19 protein-coding genes and 1 pseudogene are annotated in these 21794 nt (G+C 28.5%); 17 read left to right on the plus strand and 3 right to left on the minus strand.

Annotated features, from left to right (window positions below; translation table 4 throughout):
- Nucleotides 1-14 precede the first annotated feature (14 nt).
- The 13 genes from ACWXVP_RS01980 (at nt 15) to ACWXVP_RS02040 (ending at nt 15246) form a co-directional block, all read left to right on the plus strand.
- Nucleotides 15-911, plus strand: coding sequence for an RluA family pseudouridine synthase (locus tag ACWXVP_RS01980; protein WP_455993638.1), 897 nt, complete (start codon nt 15-17; stop codon nt 909-911).
- Between the two features lie 67 nt (nt 912-978).
- Nucleotides 979-1935 (plus strand): hypothetical protein, encoded by a 957-nt coding sequence (locus ACWXVP_RS01985; RefSeq protein WP_456011979.1) that lies wholly within the window; start codon nt 979-981, stop codon nt 1933-1935.
- Nucleotides 1936-1949: 14 nt separating this feature from the next.
- Entirely contained in the window at nt 1950-3125 is a 1176-nt protein-coding gene (locus ACWXVP_RS01990) for a hypothetical protein (RefSeq protein WP_456012834.1), read from the plus strand.
- Between the two features lie 12 nt (nt 3126-3137).
- The gene (locus tag ACWXVP_RS01995; protein WP_438340320.1) at nt 3138-3716 is read left to right on the plus strand and encodes a hypothetical protein; all 579 of its coding nucleotides are present in this window, start codon (nt 3138-3140) and stop codon (nt 3714-3716) included.
- Nucleotides 3717-3866: 150 nt separating this feature from the next.
- Complete coding sequence (rpsL, locus tag ACWXVP_RS02000) at nt 3867-4283, plus strand: 30S ribosomal protein S12 (RefSeq protein ID WP_438340319.1); 417 nt, start codon at nt 3867-3869, stop codon at nt 4281-4283.
- Nucleotides 4284-4311: 28 nt separating this feature from the next.
- Nucleotides 4312-4782 carry a 30S ribosomal protein S7 gene (gene rpsG / locus ACWXVP_RS02005; RefSeq protein ID WP_438340318.1) on the plus strand — a complete coding sequence of 157 codons (471 nt, stop codon included), beginning with the start codon at nt 4312-4314 and terminating at the stop codon, nt 4780-4782.
- Nucleotides 4783-4826: 44 nt separating this feature from the next.
- On the plus strand, nt 4827-6920 hold the full coding sequence (fusA, locus tag ACWXVP_RS02010) for an elongation factor G (RefSeq protein ID WP_438340317.1): 2094 nt from the start codon (nt 4827-4829) through the stop codon (nt 6918-6920).
- Between the two features lie 333 nt (nt 6921-7253).
- Entirely contained in the window at nt 7254-8027 is a 774-nt protein-coding gene (locus ACWXVP_RS02015) for a hypothetical protein (RefSeq protein ID WP_456012836.1), read from the plus strand.
- A gap of 11 nt (nt 8028-8038) precedes the next feature.
- Complete coding sequence (locus ACWXVP_RS02020) at nt 8039-9613, plus strand: putative immunoglobulin-blocking virulence protein (RefSeq protein ID WP_456012838.1); 1575 nt, start codon at nt 8039-8041, stop codon at nt 9611-9613.
- Nucleotides 9614-9645: 32 nt separating this feature from the next.
- On the plus strand, nt 9646-12441 hold the full coding sequence (gene mip / locus ACWXVP_RS02025) for an Ig-specific serine endopeptidase MIP (RefSeq protein ID WP_456012839.1): 2796 nt from the start codon (nt 9646-9648) through the stop codon (nt 12439-12441).
- Between the two features lie 849 nt (nt 12442-13290).
- A complete protein-coding gene (locus ACWXVP_RS02030; RefSeq protein WP_456012841.1) occupies nt 13291-13737 on the plus strand; it encodes a hypothetical protein in 447 nt (148 codons plus the stop codon).
- A gap of 4 nt (nt 13738-13741) precedes the next feature.
- The gene (locus ACWXVP_RS02035; protein ID WP_456012843.1) at nt 13742-14410 is read left to right on the plus strand and encodes a hypothetical protein; all 669 of its coding nucleotides are present in this window, start codon (nt 13742-13744) and stop codon (nt 14408-14410) included.
- The gene (locus ACWXVP_RS02040; RefSeq protein ID WP_456012845.1) at nt 14410-15246 is read left to right on the plus strand and encodes a hypothetical protein; all 837 of its coding nucleotides are present in this window, start codon (nt 14410-14412) and stop codon (nt 15244-15246) included. The genes ACWXVP_RS02035 and ACWXVP_RS02040 overlap by 1 nt, the downstream gene beginning before the upstream one ends.
- Nucleotides 15247-15418: 172 nt before the next feature.
- On the opposite strand, the gene ACWXVP_RS02045 is transcribed toward ACWXVP_RS02040, so the two are convergent.
- Together ACWXVP_RS02045 and ACWXVP_RS02050 are read right to left on the minus strand one after the other, a co-directional pair.
- Nucleotides 15419-16789, minus strand: a complete 1371-nt coding sequence (locus tag ACWXVP_RS02045; protein WP_456012847.1) for an APC family permease — start codon at nt 16787-16789, stop codon at nt 15419-15421.
- 411 nt (nt 16790-17200) lie between these two features.
- Nucleotides 17201-17548: a hypothetical protein gene (locus ACWXVP_RS02050; RefSeq protein WP_456012849.1), complete on the minus strand. Its 348-nt coding sequence runs from the start codon at nt 17546-17548 to the stop codon at nt 17201-17203.
- 187 nt (nt 17549-17735) lie between these two features.
- Between ACWXVP_RS02050 and ACWXVP_RS02055 the strand changes: the two genes are divergently transcribed.
- A complete protein-coding gene (locus ACWXVP_RS02055) occupies nt 17736-17894 on the plus strand; it encodes a hypothetical protein (RefSeq protein WP_444704774.1) in 159 nt (52 codons plus the stop codon).
- A 535-nt stretch (nt 17895-18429) separates the two neighbouring features.
- On the opposite strand, the gene ACWXVP_RS02060 is transcribed toward ACWXVP_RS02055, so the two are convergent.
- Nucleotides 18430-18870 (minus strand): hypothetical protein, encoded by a 441-nt coding sequence (locus ACWXVP_RS02060; protein WP_456012851.1) that lies wholly within the window; start codon nt 18868-18870, stop codon nt 18430-18432.
- A gap of 343 nt (nt 18871-19213) precedes the next feature.
- Between ACWXVP_RS02060 and rplJ the strand changes: the two genes are divergently transcribed.
- The 3 genes and pseudogenes from rplJ to ACWXVP_RS02075 all read left to right on the plus strand — a co-directional run.
- Nucleotides 19214-19705, plus strand: coding sequence for a 50S ribosomal protein L10 (gene rplJ, locus ACWXVP_RS02065; protein WP_438340307.1), 492 nt, complete (start codon nt 19214-19216; stop codon nt 19703-19705).
- Between the two features lie 44 nt (nt 19706-19749).
- A complete protein-coding gene (rplL, locus tag ACWXVP_RS02070) occupies nt 19750-20121 on the plus strand; it encodes a 50S ribosomal protein L7/L12 (RefSeq protein WP_438340306.1) in 372 nt (123 codons plus the stop codon).
- A 144-nt stretch (nt 20122-20265) separates the two neighbouring features.
- Nucleotides 20266-21794 (plus strand): annotated as a pseudogene (locus ACWXVP_RS02075) (DNA-directed RNA polymerase subunit beta); the annotation flags it as partial.

A 21794-nucleotide genomic window follows, 5' to 3' on the forward strand; every position in this document is an offset into this window, starting at 1 on the left:
ATAATTTAAAAATTATGTTGAAACTTGTTGCAAACTATTCTGAAAGAATTGATAAATATATAGCAAATAATTCTTCAATAACTAGAAATGATATTCAAGAATTAATTAAAGAGGGGGCTGTTTTTGTTAATGGAATTAAAATTAATAAAAATAAATTTGTTATCAAAAACAATGATGAAATAGAAATTGTTAGAGTCATCGATAAACAAATAAAGATTGAGGAACAAGAAATCAGCCTTGACATTGTATATGAAAATGAAGATTATTTGGTTATAAATAAACCTTCGGGTTTAGTAGTCCATCCGGCCCCGGGCCACAGGAATAATACTTTGGTCAACGGCTTAATGTACCACTTTAAAAATAATTTAAGTAATGTTAATGGGCTTTTAAGACTTGGCATAGTTCATAGGATAGATAAAGATACTAGCGGGCTATTGATTATTGCTAAAAATAATTCAACCCACAATTATTTTGCTTCTTTGCTTAAAGAACATAAGATTAACAGGACATATATTGCTATAGTTGATGGAAGAATAGCTAACAAAAAAATGCATATCAATTTGCCCATTGGAAGAGATATAAAAAATCGTCAAAAATTTGCTGTTAGCGATCAAAACTCGAAAAATGCCTATACAATGATTGAATGTCTTGAATATTTGAAAATTGATAATAAAGATAAAACATTAGTAAAATGTAATTTAAAGACAGGACGAACTCATCAAATAAGAGTGCATTTAGGATATATTAAGCATCCAGTTTATGGGGACCCTGTTTATAATAAAAAAATTGATTCTTTTAATCAAAGGCTTCACGCTGCACAACTAGATTTTATTGATAATAAGGGAAGAAACATACATCTTGAGGCCCCTATTCCCGAATTAATGCAAAGAGAAATCGAGCAAGGTAGATAAAATTTAGTTATAATTCTAATATATTTTAAAATTAAGTAAACTCATTAAAACCAAAAAGGAGGTGTTTATGAAAAATATTGATATAAATAAATACAACTCAATTGATGAACTTTACAAACACAACAAAAAGGCAATTTTAGTAAAATCAATATTATTTACAGCATTTTTAGTTGTGATGTTTTTATCATTAATGGCCATATTTATTGAGTATGCAGTTAGAAAACAAGTCTATTTATTGAATTATAAAGAAGCATTTTCAAATGCAAATCCTAGTTATGAGATATCTACCATTAATGCTTCAGTTGAAGATTTGTTTATAAGAAAATTTGCATTTTCTATCGTTGTGGCATTATTCTCTGGAGCTGTATTGATTTGACATATCGTTTCTTTGACACTTTCACTAAAAGAAAAAGATTTCACAAAATATTCGCCTTGGTTACTGACCTTATATAGTATGACTGTTATGATTATATTTATTAATTTATTTTTCTCAGCTGGTGGTATTTTTAGAATTAAACCATGGGATATAAACCAAATTTTAAATCTTATTGTTACAATCATATTTTTAATAGGATATTTCACAATATATTGGCCGTTTTCAAGAATTGTAAAATTATTTAGAATTGTAAGAATCAACAATGAACAAGGTAGAATAAATGAAATTTTTGGGCAAAAATTTTCACAAACTAACCAACAAACTTATTCTACACAACCTTCTATATTTGATAATAATGAACAAAAAAACAATGATGAGATTATTGAGGAAAAAAATAATAAATCATATAGCTCACAATTAGAAACATTAAGCGATGAAAAACTAATAATTATGGCGCAAAAATTAAATATATTTGGTGCTAGCGAATTAAAGCGTAAGCAATTAATTGAAAAAATCAGTGCCATATTTGAAAATAATAATAGTCATAACGAAAAAGCTAATATGAGTAACAATGAAAATAATAAAGAAAATGAATCTGATAATGCCAAAGAAATAAAAGATATTGAGAATAATAATGATTATGATTAATTTTAGGAGGTAAAATGAGTCAGCTGTTTTTACAAGGACAGAATTCAAAGGTTCCCAATAATTCTGAAAGTGTCGGTTCTAATCCTTTTCTAATTTATGGTTTAATATTGACACTTTTGGCAATAGTTAATTTATATTTAATAATTAAGTTTTTTATTAATTTTAAGCGTAGCATTAATAAAACAAAAGCAGTACTAGATGGGTTTTTATTTAAAAAATATATACAAGGGTTAAATATAAAAAGTACCGCGTTTTATAATATAGTTACAATTTTAGTTATTCTAGCTATCCAAATTATTTTTTCATCTGTATCATTGTCAAAAGTATATTCATATATGGGAACTGCAACCCAGAAATTTAATTCAGGTCTTGTTACAGAAATGAAGTATCTAGAATATAAAGACACCATTGCCTCATATATTCCTTTATTTATAACATTTATTTCTTTTGCTATTGTTCTTTTGATTTCGTTTGGTATCGCATTTGTTGTGATTTATTACATAAGTTTTAACTATCCTCAATATAAGCATAAAAATGAGGCAGTGTATAATGAAATTATTTCCCTTAAGGAATTAAAAAAACAAGAATTAGCCAAATATCCTGAAAAAATTAATATAGAGTTTGATAAGTTAAAATCTTCTAATCTTTTATTATCCAATGTGTTATTAAGATGAATGAAATTTTATAATAATATGGATCAAATAAAATTCGAGAAACAATATAACTTATTTTTAAATCAATTATTTAAAGTAGAGTATTTTGCAGAAGTCCAAAACGAAATTAAAAGTAATGCTCAAAAAATTTCTGATATTGCGGAATTTGCTACACCAATTCACAATCAAGATTTATCTAAGATTGAACAGGAAATTATTTGGATGGATAAAATGGACAAAAAGGCTAAAATTCTTAACGAAACCAAGGAATTAGCAGCAATGTCAAAAGCTGAATTTAATAAAAAATATGAGGAATATGTATACACGGCTCGTGCTAATGATCCTTTATATCAAAGCGCCACTAAAAATTCATGATTATTTTATCGTGATAATGAAGTTGAAGATTTATTCTTTAATCCACATTCGAATGTTTCATATTATTATGAAGATTCAAATATTATTTATGAAAAAGAACTTATTGATTTTATGCATGAATATAAACAATTTTTAATTTCAAAATTTTTAGCAACTAAATAATTTGCTTTTGCTATGGCTAAAAAAATAAAATTAGTACTAGGTTTTTTGCCAGTTATTACTATTGCACCCCTTGTTGCTTCATGTAGTCAAAATCTCGAAAAGTTAAAATATAATGTAATTAACTCGCTTAAGAATGATATTATAAATTTATTAGCAAATGTTGATGCGTTATTTGGAAGTTCTAAGAATGAAGAAGTTATTAAATTAAAGGATGAAATTAGCAATCTTCTAAGGTCTCTAAAAGAAGAAAAGATAACTCATGAAAATAATATTGACGTTTTTATAAATAAGGCTAAACAAAAATTTAAAAACTTAGTGCAGAAATTTGTGGATATGTACAATAATAATACTCGCCTTGTTTCTGAATTTTTTGAAGAACTAAGTAATTTTTCACAATGAACACTAGATAATTTGATTAATGTTAAATACACGCCCTTGATTTTAAAAATTAAGAAATATTTGCAAGATCATGTATTTAGATATGATTGAAATATTAGTCAAATCACCAAAGAAATAAGCAAACTTAAGGCATTTGAACAACAAATAAAGAAAGAAAAAGAGCAAATTGATATTATTACCAAGAAATTTTAGTAGCCTAATTATATCTGGCTGCTTTTTTATTAATAAAAAACATAAAAAAGTAAAAACACTGGTTTAGTTGTTGTATAATAATTTAGTATTTTTAAAATAAGAGTTAAAAATATCTGAAAATATGTAAAACAATGTTAAGAAAGGAAAAAAATGCCTACAGTTGCGCAATTAGTTAAACAAGGCCGTAAAGATAAGACAACTAAATCTAAAGCCCCTGCTTTATTAAAGATGTACAACTCTTTACAAAAAAAAGAAAAAGCAATTCCAGCCCCATTTAAACGTGGTGTATGTACTCGGGTTGCTACAATGACTCCTAAGAAACCTAACTCAGCTATTCGTAAATACGCCCGTGTTAGATTATCTAATGGACAAGAAGTTACTGCTTATATTCCTGGTGAAGGGCACAATTTACAAGAACACTCAGTTGTATTAATCCGTGGAGGTAAAGTTAAAGATTTACCTGGGGTTAGATATACTATCATCCGTGGTACTCAGGATGCCGCTGGGGTAAACAATAGAAAACAAGGTCGTTCTCTATATGGAACAAAAAAACCAAAAAGTAATTAATTAGAAAGTTAAATAGAAAGGAAAGAATATGTCAAGAAAGCATAAAGCACCTGTGAGAGATGTCTTAGCAGATCCAGTTTTTAACTCAAAAATTATTACCAAATTAATTAACACAATTATGCTAGATGGTAAAAAATCTGTTGCCGAGAATATTTTATACAGTGCCTTTGAAATTATTAAAAACAAAACTGGTAAAGAACCAATGGAAGTATTCAATTCTGCACTAGAAAATGTAAGTCCACAACTTGAAGTTCGTTCAAGAAGAGTTGGTGGCTCTAATTACCAAGTTCCATGTGAAGTTAGTGCTAAAAGAAAACAAACATTAGCACTAAGATGAATTATTCAATATGCCAGATTAAGAAATGACAAAACAATGGAAGAAAAGTTAGCACATGAAATCATTGATGCAGCAAATAAAATGGGTGGAGCTATCAAAAAGCGTGACGATACCCACAAGATGGCTGAATCAAACAAGGCATTTGCTCACTTTAGATGATAATTACCTATTTTTATTTAAATTATTTATTTTATTAGGAACAAAGTATGTCAAGAGAATATAAATTAGAAGATTATCGTAACATCGGAATTATGGCTCATATTGATGCAGGTAAAACTACAACTACAGAAAGAGTTTTATACCACACAGGAAAAATTCATAAAATCGGTGAAACACATGAAGGTGCTTCACAAATGGATTGAATGGTTCAAGAACAAGAACGTGGTATTACTATTACTTCCGCAGCTACAACTGCATATTGAAAGAATAAAAGATTAAATATTATTGACACACCTGGACACGTTGATTTTACTATTGAAGTTGAGCGTTCGTTGCGTGTTTTAGATGGTGCTGTCGCTGTTCTAGATGCTCAATCAGGTGTTGAACCTCAAACAGAAACTGTTTGGAGACAAGCAACCAACTATAAGGTTCCAAGAATTGTTTATGTTAACAAAATGGATAAAATGGGTGCTAATTTCAAAGCATCTGTTGAGTCACTAAGAAAGCTATTAGGTGCTAATGCACATGCTATCCAACTTAATATTGGTGAAGAATCACAATTTAATGGAATTATTGATTTAGTAACCATGAAAGCCTATGAATTTGATGGTGGTGTCGACGAAAATATGAAGGAAATCGAAATTCCTGACTATCTAAGGGACGAAGCAAATTTAATGCGTGCTTCTCTTGCTGAATCACTAGCAGATTTTGATGAAGAAATTACTGAATTAATCCTAACGGAACAAGAAGTTTCGGCTGAATTAATGAAAAAAGCTATTAGAAAGGCTACTTTAACTTCAACATATTTCCCAGTTGTTTGCGGAACTTCGTTTAAGAATAAAGGTGTTAAGTTAATGCTTGATGCTATTGTTGAATATTTACCTTCACCATTGGATATTACCGCAATGAAGGCATACAAAGGTGAACAAGAAATTTCAATTCCTGCTTCTGATGATGAATTTTTCTCAGCATTAGCATTTAAAGTTATGAATGACCCATTTGTTGGTAATTTAACCTTCTTTAGAGTATATAGTGGGGTTATCTCAAAAGGCTCATATGTAATAAATTCAACAAAAGGTGAAAAAGAAAGATTTAGTAGAATTTTATTAATGCATGCTAATTCAAGAACTGATATTGATGAGGTTAGAACTGGTGATATAGGTGCTGCTGTTGGGTTAAAATACACAACAACTGGTGACACACTTATCGATGAAAAACATAAAGAAATTGTTTTGGAAAATATGAATTTTCCTGAGCCAGTTATTTCGCAAGCAATTGAACCTAAAACAAAAGATGCTTCTGAGAAACTTTCATTAGCTCTACAACGTTTAGGAGCAGAAGATCCTACATTTAAATACTATACAGACGAAGAAACTGGGCAAACTATTATTGCTGGTATGGGTGAACTTCATTTAGACATTATTGTTGATAGACTAAAACGTGAGTTTAAGGTTGAAGTAAGTGTTGGGGCTCCACAAGTATCATATCGTGAAACAATTACTAAGTCAGCAGAAGTTGAAGGTATTCATAAGAAGCAATCTGGTGGTAAGGGACAATACGGACACGTGTGAATTAAATACGAACCAAACCCTGATGGTGGATTTGAATTTATTGATAAAATTGTCGGTGGTAAAATCCCTAAAGAGTACATTAAATCGATCGAAAAAGGTCTTAAAGAAAAAATGGAAATTGGTATTCTTGCCGGTTATCCAATGATCGATATTAAGGCAACTCTATTTGATGGTTCCTACCATGAAGTCGATTCATCAGAACTTGCTTATAAAATTGCTGCTTCAAAATCATTGACCAAAGGCCGTGAACAATTGGGGACTGTTTTATTAGAACCAATTATGGATGTTGCTGTTGTTGTGCCAGAAGATTTCTTTGGTGATGTTATGGGAGATATCTCTCGTAGAAGAGGTCAAGTTAGAGATAACGAAACTCGAAACGATGGAGCGCATGTTATTAAAGCATACATTCCATTAAACGAAATGTTTGGATATGCAACTCAATTAAGATCAATGACAACTGGACGTGGTACATATCAAATGTGATTTGATCATTATGAAAAATTACCTCGCAATTTAGCTGACGAAATTATTAAGAAACGTGGCGGAAAAGTTTCGGTTGACGAAGATTAATTTAAATAAATTTTAAAATAATAAAAAGGTCTAGGGCAAAATTGCCTAGGCATTTTTATTATACTTGTATATTCTTAGTATATTTGCAAATTAACAAGCCTATCTTATTTGCAATATAATATGATAGGAATTAAAAATAAAAAAAACACCTTAAATTAAGTAGTAAAATCTATTTTTATTATTTTAGACTAACTATTGTTAGTTTGGAGAAAATAGATAGTAGTTAACTTATGCTTATTTTTGTGTATTATTATATAAATTTTAGTATAATGTAGGTTAAATTAAAGGTTCATAAGATTTTTTTATGAATTGAAATTATTTTAAGGAGAAAATATGAAGCTTTTAAAGAGTAAAAAGAATAAGATCGTTTTATTTACCTTAGGATCAACAATATTAGGTTCAGCAATTATAGGTAATGCTATTTTTGCTGCTAACCAAAAGAATAAAAATGGTATAGAATTTAACAATATTTATGGTGAAAACTCTGAAATATTTCACAAAGGTACACCCGATGTAACTAAAGCTGATGTGTCTATAACTGATAAGAATTTAAAAGAAATTCCAAAACCTCCTGTTGTTGTGCCTCCACAACCCAAACCCGAACCAGAACCTATCCCAGTTCCTCCACAACCCAAACCCGAACCAAAACCTGAACCCAAACCACAACCCAAACCCGAACCAAAACCCGAACCAAAAACAAACCCAGTCCCCCTTCCACAACCCAAACCAAAACCTAAACCTATTCCAGTTCCGCCGAAACCTGTTCCAGTTCCGCCGAAACCAAAACCAACTCCTAAACCAGCGCCTAAACCTGCCCCTGCGCCTAAACCTGCCCCTACACCTAGAAGTGAAAGAATTACTATTACAATTAATGGTGTTCAGGTTCTAGCTGAAGTAACACCACCTCCAACTAGACCATTAGACCCTCGTGATGTTGCTGCAGGAATTACTAATAAAAATCCTTATGTAAATGAAATTGTTGGAAATGTTAAAAGTGTTGAAGTAACAGATGAGTTAAGAAAAGCAACTCTTAAACAACTTATTAATAATAATGCAGATGGACTACAAAACTATTTCCCAAGCCTTATCGATGATGTATACTATTAACATCAAATGAATTGTTTGATCCTGATAGATATATTGAATTAAATAGTCAAGTATGAACTCAATTAATTGATAAATTCAGACGTCTTCTAGATAGCCCTAATGTTGTCAATTTCTTAAAAGAGGATGCAAAAAAAGAATATTTAAAACCTAAACAATTTAAGAGTAAAAATGTTAAATATGCTTGATTAATTAAAAATTTAGATTATTCAAAATTTACAAAATTAGGTAAAGGAGCAGAAGAATATTTAAAACAAGGTTACACTGCTTCTCCTAATAATGCATATATTAATGAAAATGGAGAAATTGACTCATATAGCTATTCACCAGCTCCTGGTTATAACGGCGAGATAGCTAGACGTGAAAGAGATAATCGTGACCGTCGTGCTTTTGGCATTGAGGGATATTTTGGTCGAAACCCAGAACAAATTCAAAATGGTGTATATCCAGGATGAACTAAAACAGATGTTACCCAATCTGAAAAATTTAAAGAATTCAATGTTGGAAATAATGATGGTATAACCATAACTGAATTAACAAGACAAAAACCGCAAGAAGGTAAGTTAAATAAAGGCTACATTGTGGAAATTGATGCTGCTAACTATGATGGTTATGAGAAAACTAAGAATTTAATTGAATCATTAAAGAATAAAGGTATTGAAATTACTTCATATCGTATAAAAAATATGGGTAAAAAAGATCCTAACCAAAAATTCAAAGATATTTTAAGAGCTTTACCTAATGACTTGCCGCAATTAGAACTTTTCTTTGATCATAGAGCAACTAATACATCAGCATTAGTCGAATTAGAAAATAAAAACATTAAGGAACTAGCGTTATTTACCTTGGGTAATTCTCTACTTGATGATTGATCGATTAACCCATGAGCATTGCGAAATGTTGAATGAATTAATACTATTGATTATAATGTTAGTTGAGATACAAGACCCGGAGCCGAAATTGCTTCAAGAATTACATTTAACACCTTAGCATTTGAAGAGACTGATTTACTAAAAAATGAATCAGATCCGCAAAAGAAATATGAAAGAATTAACAATGGTTTAAGAATGGCTTATTACACTAGAAATAATGAAGGAATATTTCAAGGTGGGTTCGGCCCTGGTCTAAATCCAGATACCAATGAAGGCGGAAATAGTTATCCAACAAGAATTGATTTCTCAAGAGCCCCTTCTATCAGATCATTAAAAGGCTTAATTTTTTATGATTACATTAAATCATCAAATAAACCAAGAAAACTAAAAAATGCTAAATTCTTTAGTGATAAAGCCTGATACGAAATTAGTGGTGATGATTTAGATGGTGCACAATTTGACACCGTAATGTCACGCGGTGAACCTGGATTTCCTCCAACTAAAATTGAATTTAGTAATGGTAGTGTTACGCAAAATGTTAGATTGACAACTAAAGATAATTTGACCAGTTCAGCCTTAACAAATTTAAGCATCTTAATTAATTTATCAGGAATTTCGAGGGAAGTTCAAGTTCCACGGGGGGCAAGTTCATTGAAGAGTCAACTTGAATCTAATGGTTACAAAGTAAGTTTTGCTAGTGATGAAGCATTCAACTAATTTTAGAAAAGTATGTAAGGAATCTTAAAATTATGAAATTAACAAAAAGAAACAAGGCAATTATTACTGCGTTTTTTGGAATGCCGTTACTTTTTTCTCCAACATTTGCATTGATATCATGTCAGGATGACATAACATCTCTAAAAGACAATATTAAAAAACAATTAACCGAATTAGAGACATCTTTAAGAGAATTAAAAGATACCCGTAGTGATGCTAAACAATCGAGCGCTTATACTGAAGGAATAAAAGTTCAAAAAGAAATTAATGATATTCTAACTAATGAAAGCAGTGGCGTATTTGATTTGCGTAAGGCTAAAAATAAGGCAGATCAAGCCATTAATGCCATAAAAAGCGAAATTGCAAATATTAAGGAAAACATTAAGAAAAATCAGTCTAGTGAGACACCAGACACAAGCATAAAATATTCGGATGATGAATTTAATGATGATTTTAACAAATTAATTGTTAATGCAAACATTGAAGATAATTTTGAACTTATTTTTAGTAACTTTTTAACAGGCAATACCAAGTATCAGCTATTTGCTAGTGAGCTACAAAAGAATGTTTCCAATATAAAAATTAATTTTAAGGATGTAAATCTAAATAATAAAATCAACATATCAATTGAAGGTATTATTTTAGAAGATGACGCTAATACTACCGGAAAAGCTAAATTTAATGTTGTTTTTAAAAATAAAGCAACATTAACAAGAAAAAATCATATATTTGAATTATCAGGTTTAAAAACTTCACCATTTAATAGCGATTCAAATGGTGATAAACCGAATAACAAAATTGATTCAAATCCAGAAGATAATGAAGTTTCAAAATATGTTAGTTTAAACCAAAAAGAGCGTTTTAAATATGATAATGATAAATACGTCGGTTCGCTAAAGCAATATTTGGCTTTTTCTGCTGGTATTGATGATTGAACTAAATTAAGAGAAAATACTAAGGCAACTAGTGAACAAATTAAAAAATATGATGAAAAAGCAAAAACGTTAGGTCAAGATTCTTATGAAAATGCCGCATATAAAGGTTTTAGCTCGCCTTCATATAAAGCAAATGGTGAAGTCGATGGAATTGAACTATTTGAGCCTTCAGAATTAGGAAAACAACCTTCATGAGTTGATACACTAGGTAAAAATGATCCCTTTAAAACTAATGGCTTAGCAAGAAAAATTGTTAATCAAAAATATCTTGATATAGCTAAACAGACTTTTACAATTGCTTTAACAAGAGCTAATGATTTTAAAGATGAAATAGCAAAAATTAATTTAGCTATCAATCATTGGAAAGATCCAAATAATGAATCAGAATTTAGAAAATTAATTGACAAAAAGGTTGCTGAATTAAAAGAACAAAAAGAAGCTCTAAAAAAAGAATTAGATGACAAAATTGCTAAGAACACTGATGTTAATTTAACCGAAAGTCTTCAAAAAGAAAAAGAAACTGAACTAAAAAAATATGATGACGCTATTGCAGAATATCAAAAAAGAACTCGTGAAATCGAAATCCAAAAGCAACAAGCAGCTATTCTTGATTTAGAACTAAAAGCAAAATCAAAAAAACATGTAATTGGCGAAAATGGAACCACTTGAATTCTTGATTACCAACTTGATAGTAATGGTTATCCAACAAGATGATATTTAGGAACTAATTCTCACGTTGCAAGGGCATTAACTGATAATTTGACAAGTTTTTCAATTGCTAAGATTGACAATAAATTACAGGTTGGGCAAAGTTTGCGTATTTCTGAATTAGATGATAATATTACTCGCTTTTCGTTTGAAGATCCCAGCGCAATTAGAAAGGTTTTTGATGGAACTGACTATTTAAAATCTCATCCATCTGATTTCTTATCTGAGCGTCAAAAGAAAAAATATGCTGATGTGGAAGAATTTGTTGATTTTGCTGTTTTAGAAATTGATTTTACTAAGATTAATAAATATTATGCAACTTCAAATGACCAAGATGTAACTCAAAGATATCCAAAAGTCGGTAGCAATGATTTTGCACAAAATTTAGCAAAAGAAATTACTAATGATTATGCTAATCACGCTGATAAACAAGTTAAATTTAAACAAAAATCATACTTAAAGGATTATTCAAAAATTGATTTTCCTCTAAAATCTAAATTACCTCAAGATATAGATTTCTTGTATGCTGTAGGGTGGCCTTCATCACGTGAAGATTATTATTTGAAGAAATATATTGATGATGATCAAACTAAAAGAAAAAACAATAGTTTTAGCTTGTGAATTAATAGCGAATATGAATATTATGATGCAAAAATAACTAATGGCGAAGATGGTACACCTTCTTCATATCCAAAAGAAAAACTTGATCGAGGAAGTTTTCTTTCTTATCAAATTGGTTATCGTTCGTTTATTGATAAACCCGGTGTTTTAGATACATTTATAGCGGCTCCAAAAATTGGCGAAGATTTTTACTATGTTAATGGTAAAAGATATGTAAATATGGGACTAGCTTATATTCCACGTAGATATGCACCGATTGGTGGTTCTTCTGGAACTTCTATTCGAAATCAACATAATGAGCTAGTTTCAATATTTTATGCATCAAATACTTTGGCACGTGTCGGCCTATCGGTTGCTTTTAGATCTGAAGGTTATAACTATGATGGTTTATATGGCAAATATAATCTTCCACAATATGATCTAATTTATGGTGGTGGTAAAGAACAACAAAATTCATATCGTGAAGCGCTAGGAAAAATCTATACAACCTCGAATTTTAAAACCAATTTATTTAAAAACGGATTGAATGAAATACCTTCTGAATTTAAATTTAATAATAATTAAGAATTAAGCAAGAATTATTTCTTGCTTTTTATTTTCCTTTTGAGTTTCCCAGTTTTATTATACAAAAATAACAAATCTACCTAAATTTGAGGTATATTTGTTATTTTTTAACTATCTTTTAACATTGTTTTTAATATCATCATAAATCGATCAAATGTCTTTTATTGTATTAGAATCCTCTTTTTTGTATTTCATAATTTCTTTTGTTGGACGAATTTATATCGACCCTCTTTCCAGGCTTTGAAAAAATATCGACCAAATTAGATTCTTTTGACATGACTATCTTAAATTAAAATGTTGTTAAAAAAAATAAGAAAATAAAAAAACCTATACTATAAATAGTATAAGCAGATTATTTGGTTTGAAATTCTGCATTTTTTATGCCAAAACTGGGAAATACAGAAAATAATTATGAAAATATATGAGTATTTTAAATATAAATTTAACACTATTTCTTAAAAATAATACAATAAAGATATGAAGAAATAAAAAAGGAATATATGAAAAATAAATTATTTAGCGTTTTTTAGCTACGATAGCTAGTATTATACCATTTACAATGGTTTCATTAAAAATAATGCCATATGAGGATACAAAATATATTGAGGAAAAGAAAGACAATATAAAGAAAAATTATCTTCATACTGTTTATATGATTTTATAAAATTAACTGGAAGAAAAGACACAAAAGTAAAATTTGTAAGTAGAAATTATCTAGATCCGGAAACAAATAAATATTCATATATAGTAGGATATGAGAAAGGTGGTTTTTCAATATTTGATCAAGAAAAAGAAAAAATAATAGAGGTTAATCCAAATTGAAACATATCTAATTTAAGTTCAGAAATCATGTCTAATGATAATTTGGTATATTACAGAGAAACCATCGGAGATATATCAATATTAAATAAAAATGATCGAGATAAATTAATGATAGGGGATCATAGAAGACCAAAAAAGAAGACTAATAACGAGAGCATAAACGAAGATTGAAAAAATAAAAAAGATAGCAAAAAGAGTAAAGTAAATTTCAATAATTTCAAATACCTTAATTTATTAGAACTGCAAAATGCAAAAAAATCGGAATATTCTAACCTTGGAATAAGAGATAAGTTGAATGGCTTTTTATATGCCGATAACGAAATAAATCATTCTTGAATTTTTAAAACAGAACCAAGAAAAACATTTGGAGAAAACGACACTTTTAATTATATATATGAAGAATGAGAAGGAATATGTGCATATATTACTGTGAATCAAATGATGCTATACAATCATTATTTTTTTAGGTTCTAATTATATGACGATAACAGAAAGTGACAAATATATAAACAAAAAAGAAGACTTTCATATTGATATAACTACATTAGGACCAGAAGAATGAAGTTCAAGACATAGAAAATCTCCATCAATAAAACTAAAAGAAGCAATGGAAAGTTATTTACCAGAAATTAAGAAACAATATCTATACGAAAATAAGTTTTCACCTGAATTGAAAAATATTTATATGATAGATATGTTAAAAAAACATGTTTATAAGAATGGCGCCAGTTCAGAAGATAGACAATTTATGTTAAAAAGTTTCATAAAAAATAATGGTAAAACTGCAAATTATGAATTTAAAACATTAAAAAATACCAAAAGTATTAATGATTTTATAATTAATAAAAAAATTCCTTTATTTCTATGATCAAAAACAAAAAAGTTCGAAAATGGTAAATATGTATACAGAGATGGTAGTCACATATATGTAGCATATGGTTCCTACAATGATGGAAGAGTATTGATAAATTACAATTGAAAACAAAAACATTCTCAGGTGATACTAGATATTGATCATATTTATATCGCAGAATATTTAGAACATAAAGTAAATACTGAACTAAAGCCATACTTCTGAGACGGCGTAAAACATGTAACTGGTGATGAAATGACAGAGTCACTTAAATTATGAGGATTTATAAAATAATGAAAAAAAATAAATGAATAAAAATAATAACTATCGTTCCATTTTTAAGTACTGTTTTATTATCTACAAGTTGTATAATTCACAAAATTGAAGATAATGAACAACATGAAGACATTATAAAACCAGGTGGGATTTATAAAGCTGAATACTCTCATAATCCGCTTTTATATTCAAAACTTCGCAATAAAGATAAAGGCGAGGTAATTAAAAGACCTTTTAGAAAAATAACTTTTAAAACAGAAAATAAATATCAAGAATTAATAGATTTTGTTAATGAAAATAAAGTTAAAAACTATTATATGCTTGCTATAAATGTTAAATTGGAAAATAATGATACGACCAATAAAGAAGGATACGAAAAAGAATTTAAAATTTGGCTTACAAAAGCTAAAGAAATTACATTTTTGTACTTTCCTCATTCTGTAAAATTGCTAATTCCAGATCAATTTAATAATACAAGTGATTATTTTGCATCTCCTCTTAAAAAAAATGAAGAATTTATAATACCGATATCAAATGTAATAACTATTAATGATGAAATGAAATTTAGAAATCCATTATATTTCGATACATGACAACCAGGAGAAGGGAAATGGTCCCTTTTAAAGATTTTAAGAAAAAATAAAATTAAGTATAGCGCAGATAAAACTTTGGATGTTATTGATGGATTCACAATATGAGTTAATCATTATCATGATGAGGCCGAAGCATCTGTTGTTTTTGAAAGATATTATCCTGAAATGGATAATAAAAGCGATGATGAATATATAAAAAAATACGAAATCGATGTAAAAAAATTAACTCATAAGAATAAACTTTTTACACTTGATTATTAATATTAAACCCAGCTACAGTTCTGGGTTATATTTTTTATTTTGTTAATTCTTATTCAAATTGCAACATTTTTATAGTTTAAAAATGTTTATTAAACTTATGATATCAAATTTATTTTTTAAGGCCTAAAAATTTAAATTAGTAATCAGGAAAATTAGCAAAGTGATAATATAGCTATATTTTGAGCTCATAAGTTTTTGAAATATTTTTCTTTTTACGTCGTTTTACTGCTGAATATATTCCTCAAATGACAAAGCCAATCAACATTACACCTAGATAACTAGGTGCTAAAAATATAGTTCCTTTTGTGTATTCATCGCCTACAATCGGAGGGATAAAATTAACTACTAATATAAAAATTATTAAAATAATAGACAAAATAAATATTGTAGTTTCTCATCAAGTAAGCCTAAATGTTCTATGTTTGAATGCGATAACTAAAATCGAAATTATTACTAAAAGGTACTGCATTAAGAAAACCACGTTACCAGCATTAAGGATAAAACTAAATTGATCTTTTATGCCTAATGCATATGGTATTGCTGTAAAAATAATCATTGATATAACACTAAAACCTGTTGCAAATAATAATGCGTTTCTATATTCGCCATGTTTGTTTTTCTTGCCTAGTTTTGAAGGTAAGAATCCGTCATGAGCTAAAGGAGCAACAATTCTTGAATAGTATATGTTTGCCGAAAGAGTGCTTGAAATTCTATTGAATAGTGTGCCTATCATAAAAATTATAAGCCCAGCCAAACCTCATAACGATTGAAAGAATTTTGAAAATGAAGTGGATTCACCAATAAATCCTTTTTGCAGTCCTAACAGCAAGAGATATAAAGTAAAGTAAATTGCAAGTACAGCAGCAAAAATTAGTAATAATATCTTTTTAAAGCGTTTTGTTTCTACGTTAGCGCTTATTCCTGCAAGACCTTCTGCACCACCAAATGCATAAATAAAATTCAATACATTTAAAGTAATTATTGAGACTGAAACTTTGCTATTTGTCAAGATGTTATTAGCAAAATCGAGTGAACTAAAGGATAAATAAATACCTAAAGATACACCTAATATTATCGTTATTCATTTTACTGATGCAGAAAATAAAATAAATCATTTAGATGTCTTTATTCCAAACGTTGCAATTAATGTCAAAGAAAGAAAGAATACAAGAGAAACAATTTGATAGATTAATTGATGTGATTTATCAAATTCTGATAGCAATGTTGAAAAAAATAAAATTGTCGTGGCTGAAAAAAGCGGTATCTGTGAGAATTGATTCCAGCCATTAAAAAAGACTCAAAATTTATTTGTTGAAGCTTTTTTGGCATAAACATATGAACCGCCGGCCTCATTACCAAATGCTTGAGCTCCACGCGCAAATGCTAAAATAACACTAAAACTGATGAATGATGTTAGCGCAAAAACTAACATACCTCATATACCTTGAGCAATTATTCCTGTGATTGTTGTTATAAAACCAAAACCAACTATAAAATTAATACCATATAAGAAAAAACTTTTTTCACTAAATTTATTTTTCATTTTAAATACCTAATGCTCCTAATTATATACATTATTTGTTAAATATAAAACGAAAAAGTGCATCTTCACTAAATTTTATTAGAATAATTTTATGTAAAAAAATGCAAAAGCATTCCTAAAAAACGCGAATTTTTAATTAAAATCAATAACAAAATAATCAATTTGCATTGATTTTTAATATTTAAGGATTTGAGAGTTGCATATATCTAATTGCTTTTTTGTTTGCATGGATAACTAATCTAACATACAATTTCGTTCATTAAACTTTTAATTATTTTGAAAGAAATTTTGAGCTGCATTAACCGACATCAGAAATGGAAATTGCTTAATATTATGCCGAACAACGTTATTAATTTTGTCCATCATGGATCAGTTTTCATCATTGCTGTATCAGTCAAATAATTTTTTCTTTTAGAATATAAGTTTATGCATATTCTCAATCGAACCCTTTTGAGATGAAGCAAATGCATTTGTGTGAAAAATTTGTTTGATACTCTTTATCTTGTCCAACATATAGCTTTCAGATCTGTTATCTATTAATAAAGTGTTAATCTTAAAGTTAAATCTAGCAGCCAATTTTTTGATAGCTCTTTTTATTGCTCTAGCATTGAGTCTTGATATGATTGCATAAGATTTTTTTGTTAAGCGATTTATCAAAGTTAATATGACTTTCTTCGATTTTATATTTCTATAGACTATATCCATTTCATGGTTATTCAAAGTTAATCAATCATTAATTTCTTTAGGTTGTTCATGCATTATTTTGCCAGCAGTTTTTTCTTAGGTTTATGGCACTTAGATTTTGACCTAAATGACTTCCTATAGACTTATAAGTAAGTAAAATATCATATGGGATAATAAACTCATTTTTTTGAATTTGTATAGTTTTGAGGATGCGGAATAAAAGCATCTATGTTAGATATTTTCTTAAATAAAGAGTTGAAAAATGAGTTTTATTCTTGATCTAGACAAAATCGAAGAAGATGAAAAATTTGATGGTTACTTTGTTTATGAAACATCAAGAAAAGATCTTAAACTTGAAGAAATTGTTTTAGTTTATCGCAAACAATATCAAATTGAAGAAAACCTCAAAACATTGAAATAATCACTAAAAACCTGACCGATATTTATCCGAACTGAAAAACATATTCGAGGGCATTTTTTACTAAATTTCATTGCATTAATTGTTTTATTTTACAATATTTGAAATTAATGAATTCTATCATCAACAAGGTTTTATTGAAAAATAACCAATACTAAGTTAATTGATTTTTTTTAAAAGACTGTAATAAGTTAACTAAGTTAAGAAACGCGAAAATAATTGAAGACAGATTTATTAACCCCGCTATTAATAAGAGCAATGAAGAAACTATAATGAAATTTTAGAAATTGTAAAAAATTGTATATAAAAAAACAAAAAGTGTGTTTTGCTTGAAAATAATGTTCAATTTTACACTTTTTATTTTTTGCTCAAAAACTTAAGAAAATCTGAAAAATGAAAAAATGAAATTTTTTCACATTTGAGTTTTCCATTTTTCCTCTTAATACTTTATGTATTAAGGTTTATTTTAATTTTTGTTTTATTCTAGATTTGCATCATTACCACTAACATGTATTACTTCTCTAATAATAGTGGCCTCTTACTGAGTGTTGATTTGCGGATTTTGTATTGTTTGATTGTTTTTTTGTAACAATCGTCCACATATACTACAATATTTTCCATTATTTATATAAATTTTTGCTTTATTAAAATTTGTTTGTTCAGTCATAGCAATAATTAAACCTATTAATCCTAAAAGTGGAAGAAATAACCCGATTATCATTAATATTCTAGCTACTGATAAACCTGTTTTAACCATAGCTATAAAATAAAATACTAAACCTATAATATTTAATATTAACGCTGGTCCCAAAGGTAAAAAAGGTAAAATAACAAATATTTCTTCAAATATTTCTTCATTAGAATTAGATTTTATGTTAACTAAAGCTAAAAACAAAAACATAACTAAGGCTATTGTTAAAAAAAGTGCGCCAAAAATATATATTATAAAAGATGTAATTGCTGCATTTTTACCTGTCATAATAAAATCCTTGTATTTTGTAAAAAAGTTTCCATTGCAATTTTTTTTGTTTGCTACAAATAGATTGAAAAAATAGAAGAGTCAAACACCAAAAAACGCTTGACTTTTGTTTTGACTCTTATTAAAATATAAATAATCAAAATAGAAAATGAGTCAAAATATATTGTATACTATAAATACACATTAAATAATGGAAAATTATGATAATGATATTAAATTTTTATTTTTTCTATGATATAATGCTTTTGCAATATATGAAGACAGTAACGGCAAACGCTTAATAAGTTACCGAGTATGCTTGACTATTGATATTGCAAAAACATAATTTAAAATAGGAGGAGAAATGAGCGCATTAAGGGATGCTAAGGTCTTAGTGGTTGATGAAATTTCTAAAAACCTAAATCAGTCTAAGGCTTTATATGTTGCTATGTATAAAACTTTAGATGTTAGTTCGTTGCAAGCAATTCGTAGAGAATTGGCTAAATATGGCGTTTTAATAAAAGTTTATAAAAATCGTTTAGTTAAACAAGCCTTATTATCGACAGAACACAAAACATTAAATGATTATCTTGTTGGCCAAAATATATTTATTTTTGCTAATGAAGATGACTTAATCACACTAAAAGCATTAGCTAAATTCAAAAAAGAATACCCTGCCTTACAATTGGTCGCTGGTATTTATGAAAACAAAGTTGTTGATGCAAAAAATCTTGAAGAAATTTCAAAACTTCCTTCATATGAAGAATCACTTATGATTCTTGGAAACTCATTGCTTGCACCAATTAGAAATCTTGCAATTGGTCTAAACGAGTTAGTTAAACAAAAGGAAATGTAAAACTTAATAATCAAAATATAAAATAAAATTTTAAGGAGAAAAATATGGCTAAATTAACAAAAGAAGAATTCGTTTCAGCATTGAAAGAAATGAATATTAAAGAAGTTATGGAACTTGTAGAAGGACTAAAAGAAGAATTTGGAATTGATCCTAGTGCTGTTGTTGCTGCCGCTGCTCCAGCTTCTGCTGAAGTTGTTGAAGAAAAAACAACATTTAATGTTACATTAAAATCAGACGGTGGAAATAAACTTGCTGTTATTAAGGCAGTTAAGGATTTACTAGGTTTAGGTTTAATGGATGCTAAGAAATTGGTTGAGTCAGCACCTGCCTTATTAAAAGAAAATGTTAAGAAGGAAGAAGCAGAAGAATTAAAGGCTAAATTAGCTGAAGTTAAGGCTGAAGTAGTTTTAGACTAATAAAGATAACATAAAAAACTGGCTTAAAAAGCCGTTTTTGTGTTTTTTATATAATATAAATAATGCGCATACATGCGTATGTGTAAACTGTTGTAATTACTTTGAGTATATTTTAGTAAATTTAAACAAAAAATGAGGTTAGATATGAACAAAAAACCAGAATATGTTTTAAGAAAATTTGGACCGGTTACCGAACGTAGAGATTATTCAATTAGTCAAAAGAAATTCGATACTCCTGATTTCTTAAAAATGCAAAGAGACTCTGTTGAACAATTTTTAACCAAAGGTGTTGAAGAGGAATTGAGAAACATATATCCAATTGAATCACGCGGAAAAGTAAGGATTGAGTATATTGAAAATTCTGCTACTTTTGAATATCCTAATAAAACTGAATTTGAGTGTATTAAAGAGGCAAAACAAAAAGGTTCTTCATATCAAGGTAAGTTAAAGGCTAAATTAAAGCAAGTTAATGAAGAAACAGGTGAAGTTACACCTGCTGAAGTTGTTTTTGCTGAAATTCCTATTATGACATATGGAGGCTCATTTGTCATTAATGGTTCAGAAAAGGTTATTGTCTCTCAATTAATTCGTTCAACTGGTGCTTACTTTGGAGTTAATGTAAGAAATAAACAGGCTAATGACTTGTTTAATAAAGTTGAAATTATTCCTCAAGTCGGTTCATGAGTTGAAATATACCACAAAACTACTTCATCTAACCCGGACACCGTTAAGGTGCATATCGATAAAAATAAATCATTCTTATTATCTACCTTTTTGAAAGCACTTGGTTTTACTGAAAAAGGTATTAAGAAAATGTTTGGTGATATTCCAGAATTAAATGAAACTTTACGAAAAGATAAAACATTAGGTAATACTGATGAGGAAATTACAAGGGATGCCCAGGAAACAATATATCGCTTAATTAGAAAGGGTGATAGAATGACCGCCGAATCGGCCCGTAATTTAATTCCATCAACTATTTTTAATGAAAAAAGATACAGTTTAACTGAAACTGGTCGTTTTACTTTGAACCGTAAGTTAAATATCGCCGAAAGATTAGTAAACACCTATTTAGCTGAGCATATCATTAATATGGATGGCGAAGTTAAGTATGAAAAAGGTTTGTTAATTACTTGAGAAATAGCAAGAAAGATTGCGGAGGAATTTAGATTAGGCATTCTTCCTTTGTGAAAATTACCTGATGTTGATCCTTCAGTATATGGTAATCAATTGGATATGCCTGGAAATGAAAAACTTGCTTTGCGTTTATCTGTTCCGAGGGTATGAGTTTATCCTACAGAAAATGACATGATAAATGACATTAATAAAGTTCAAGTGCTAGGTAATGATCCTAATTCAACTGAAAACTTTTTACTAATTCCTGATTTAATTGCAACAATATCATACTATTTTAATTTATTGTTTAATATTGGTGTCGATGACGATCCTGACTCATTAGTAAATAAAAGAATTGTTACTATTGGTGAGCTTTTGCAAAATCAATTTAGAATCGGTCTAATTAAATTAGAAAAAAATACTCGTGAAAGAATTTCAACCAAGGAAACATCAAAGATTACGCCAAAGAATGTAACAAATAATAAACCAATATTTAACCAGTTTAAATCATTTTTCAATACATCAAAACTTTCGCAATTTATGGACCAATGTAATCC

This window comes from Mycoplasma sp. 1781, from assembly GCF_053851675.1.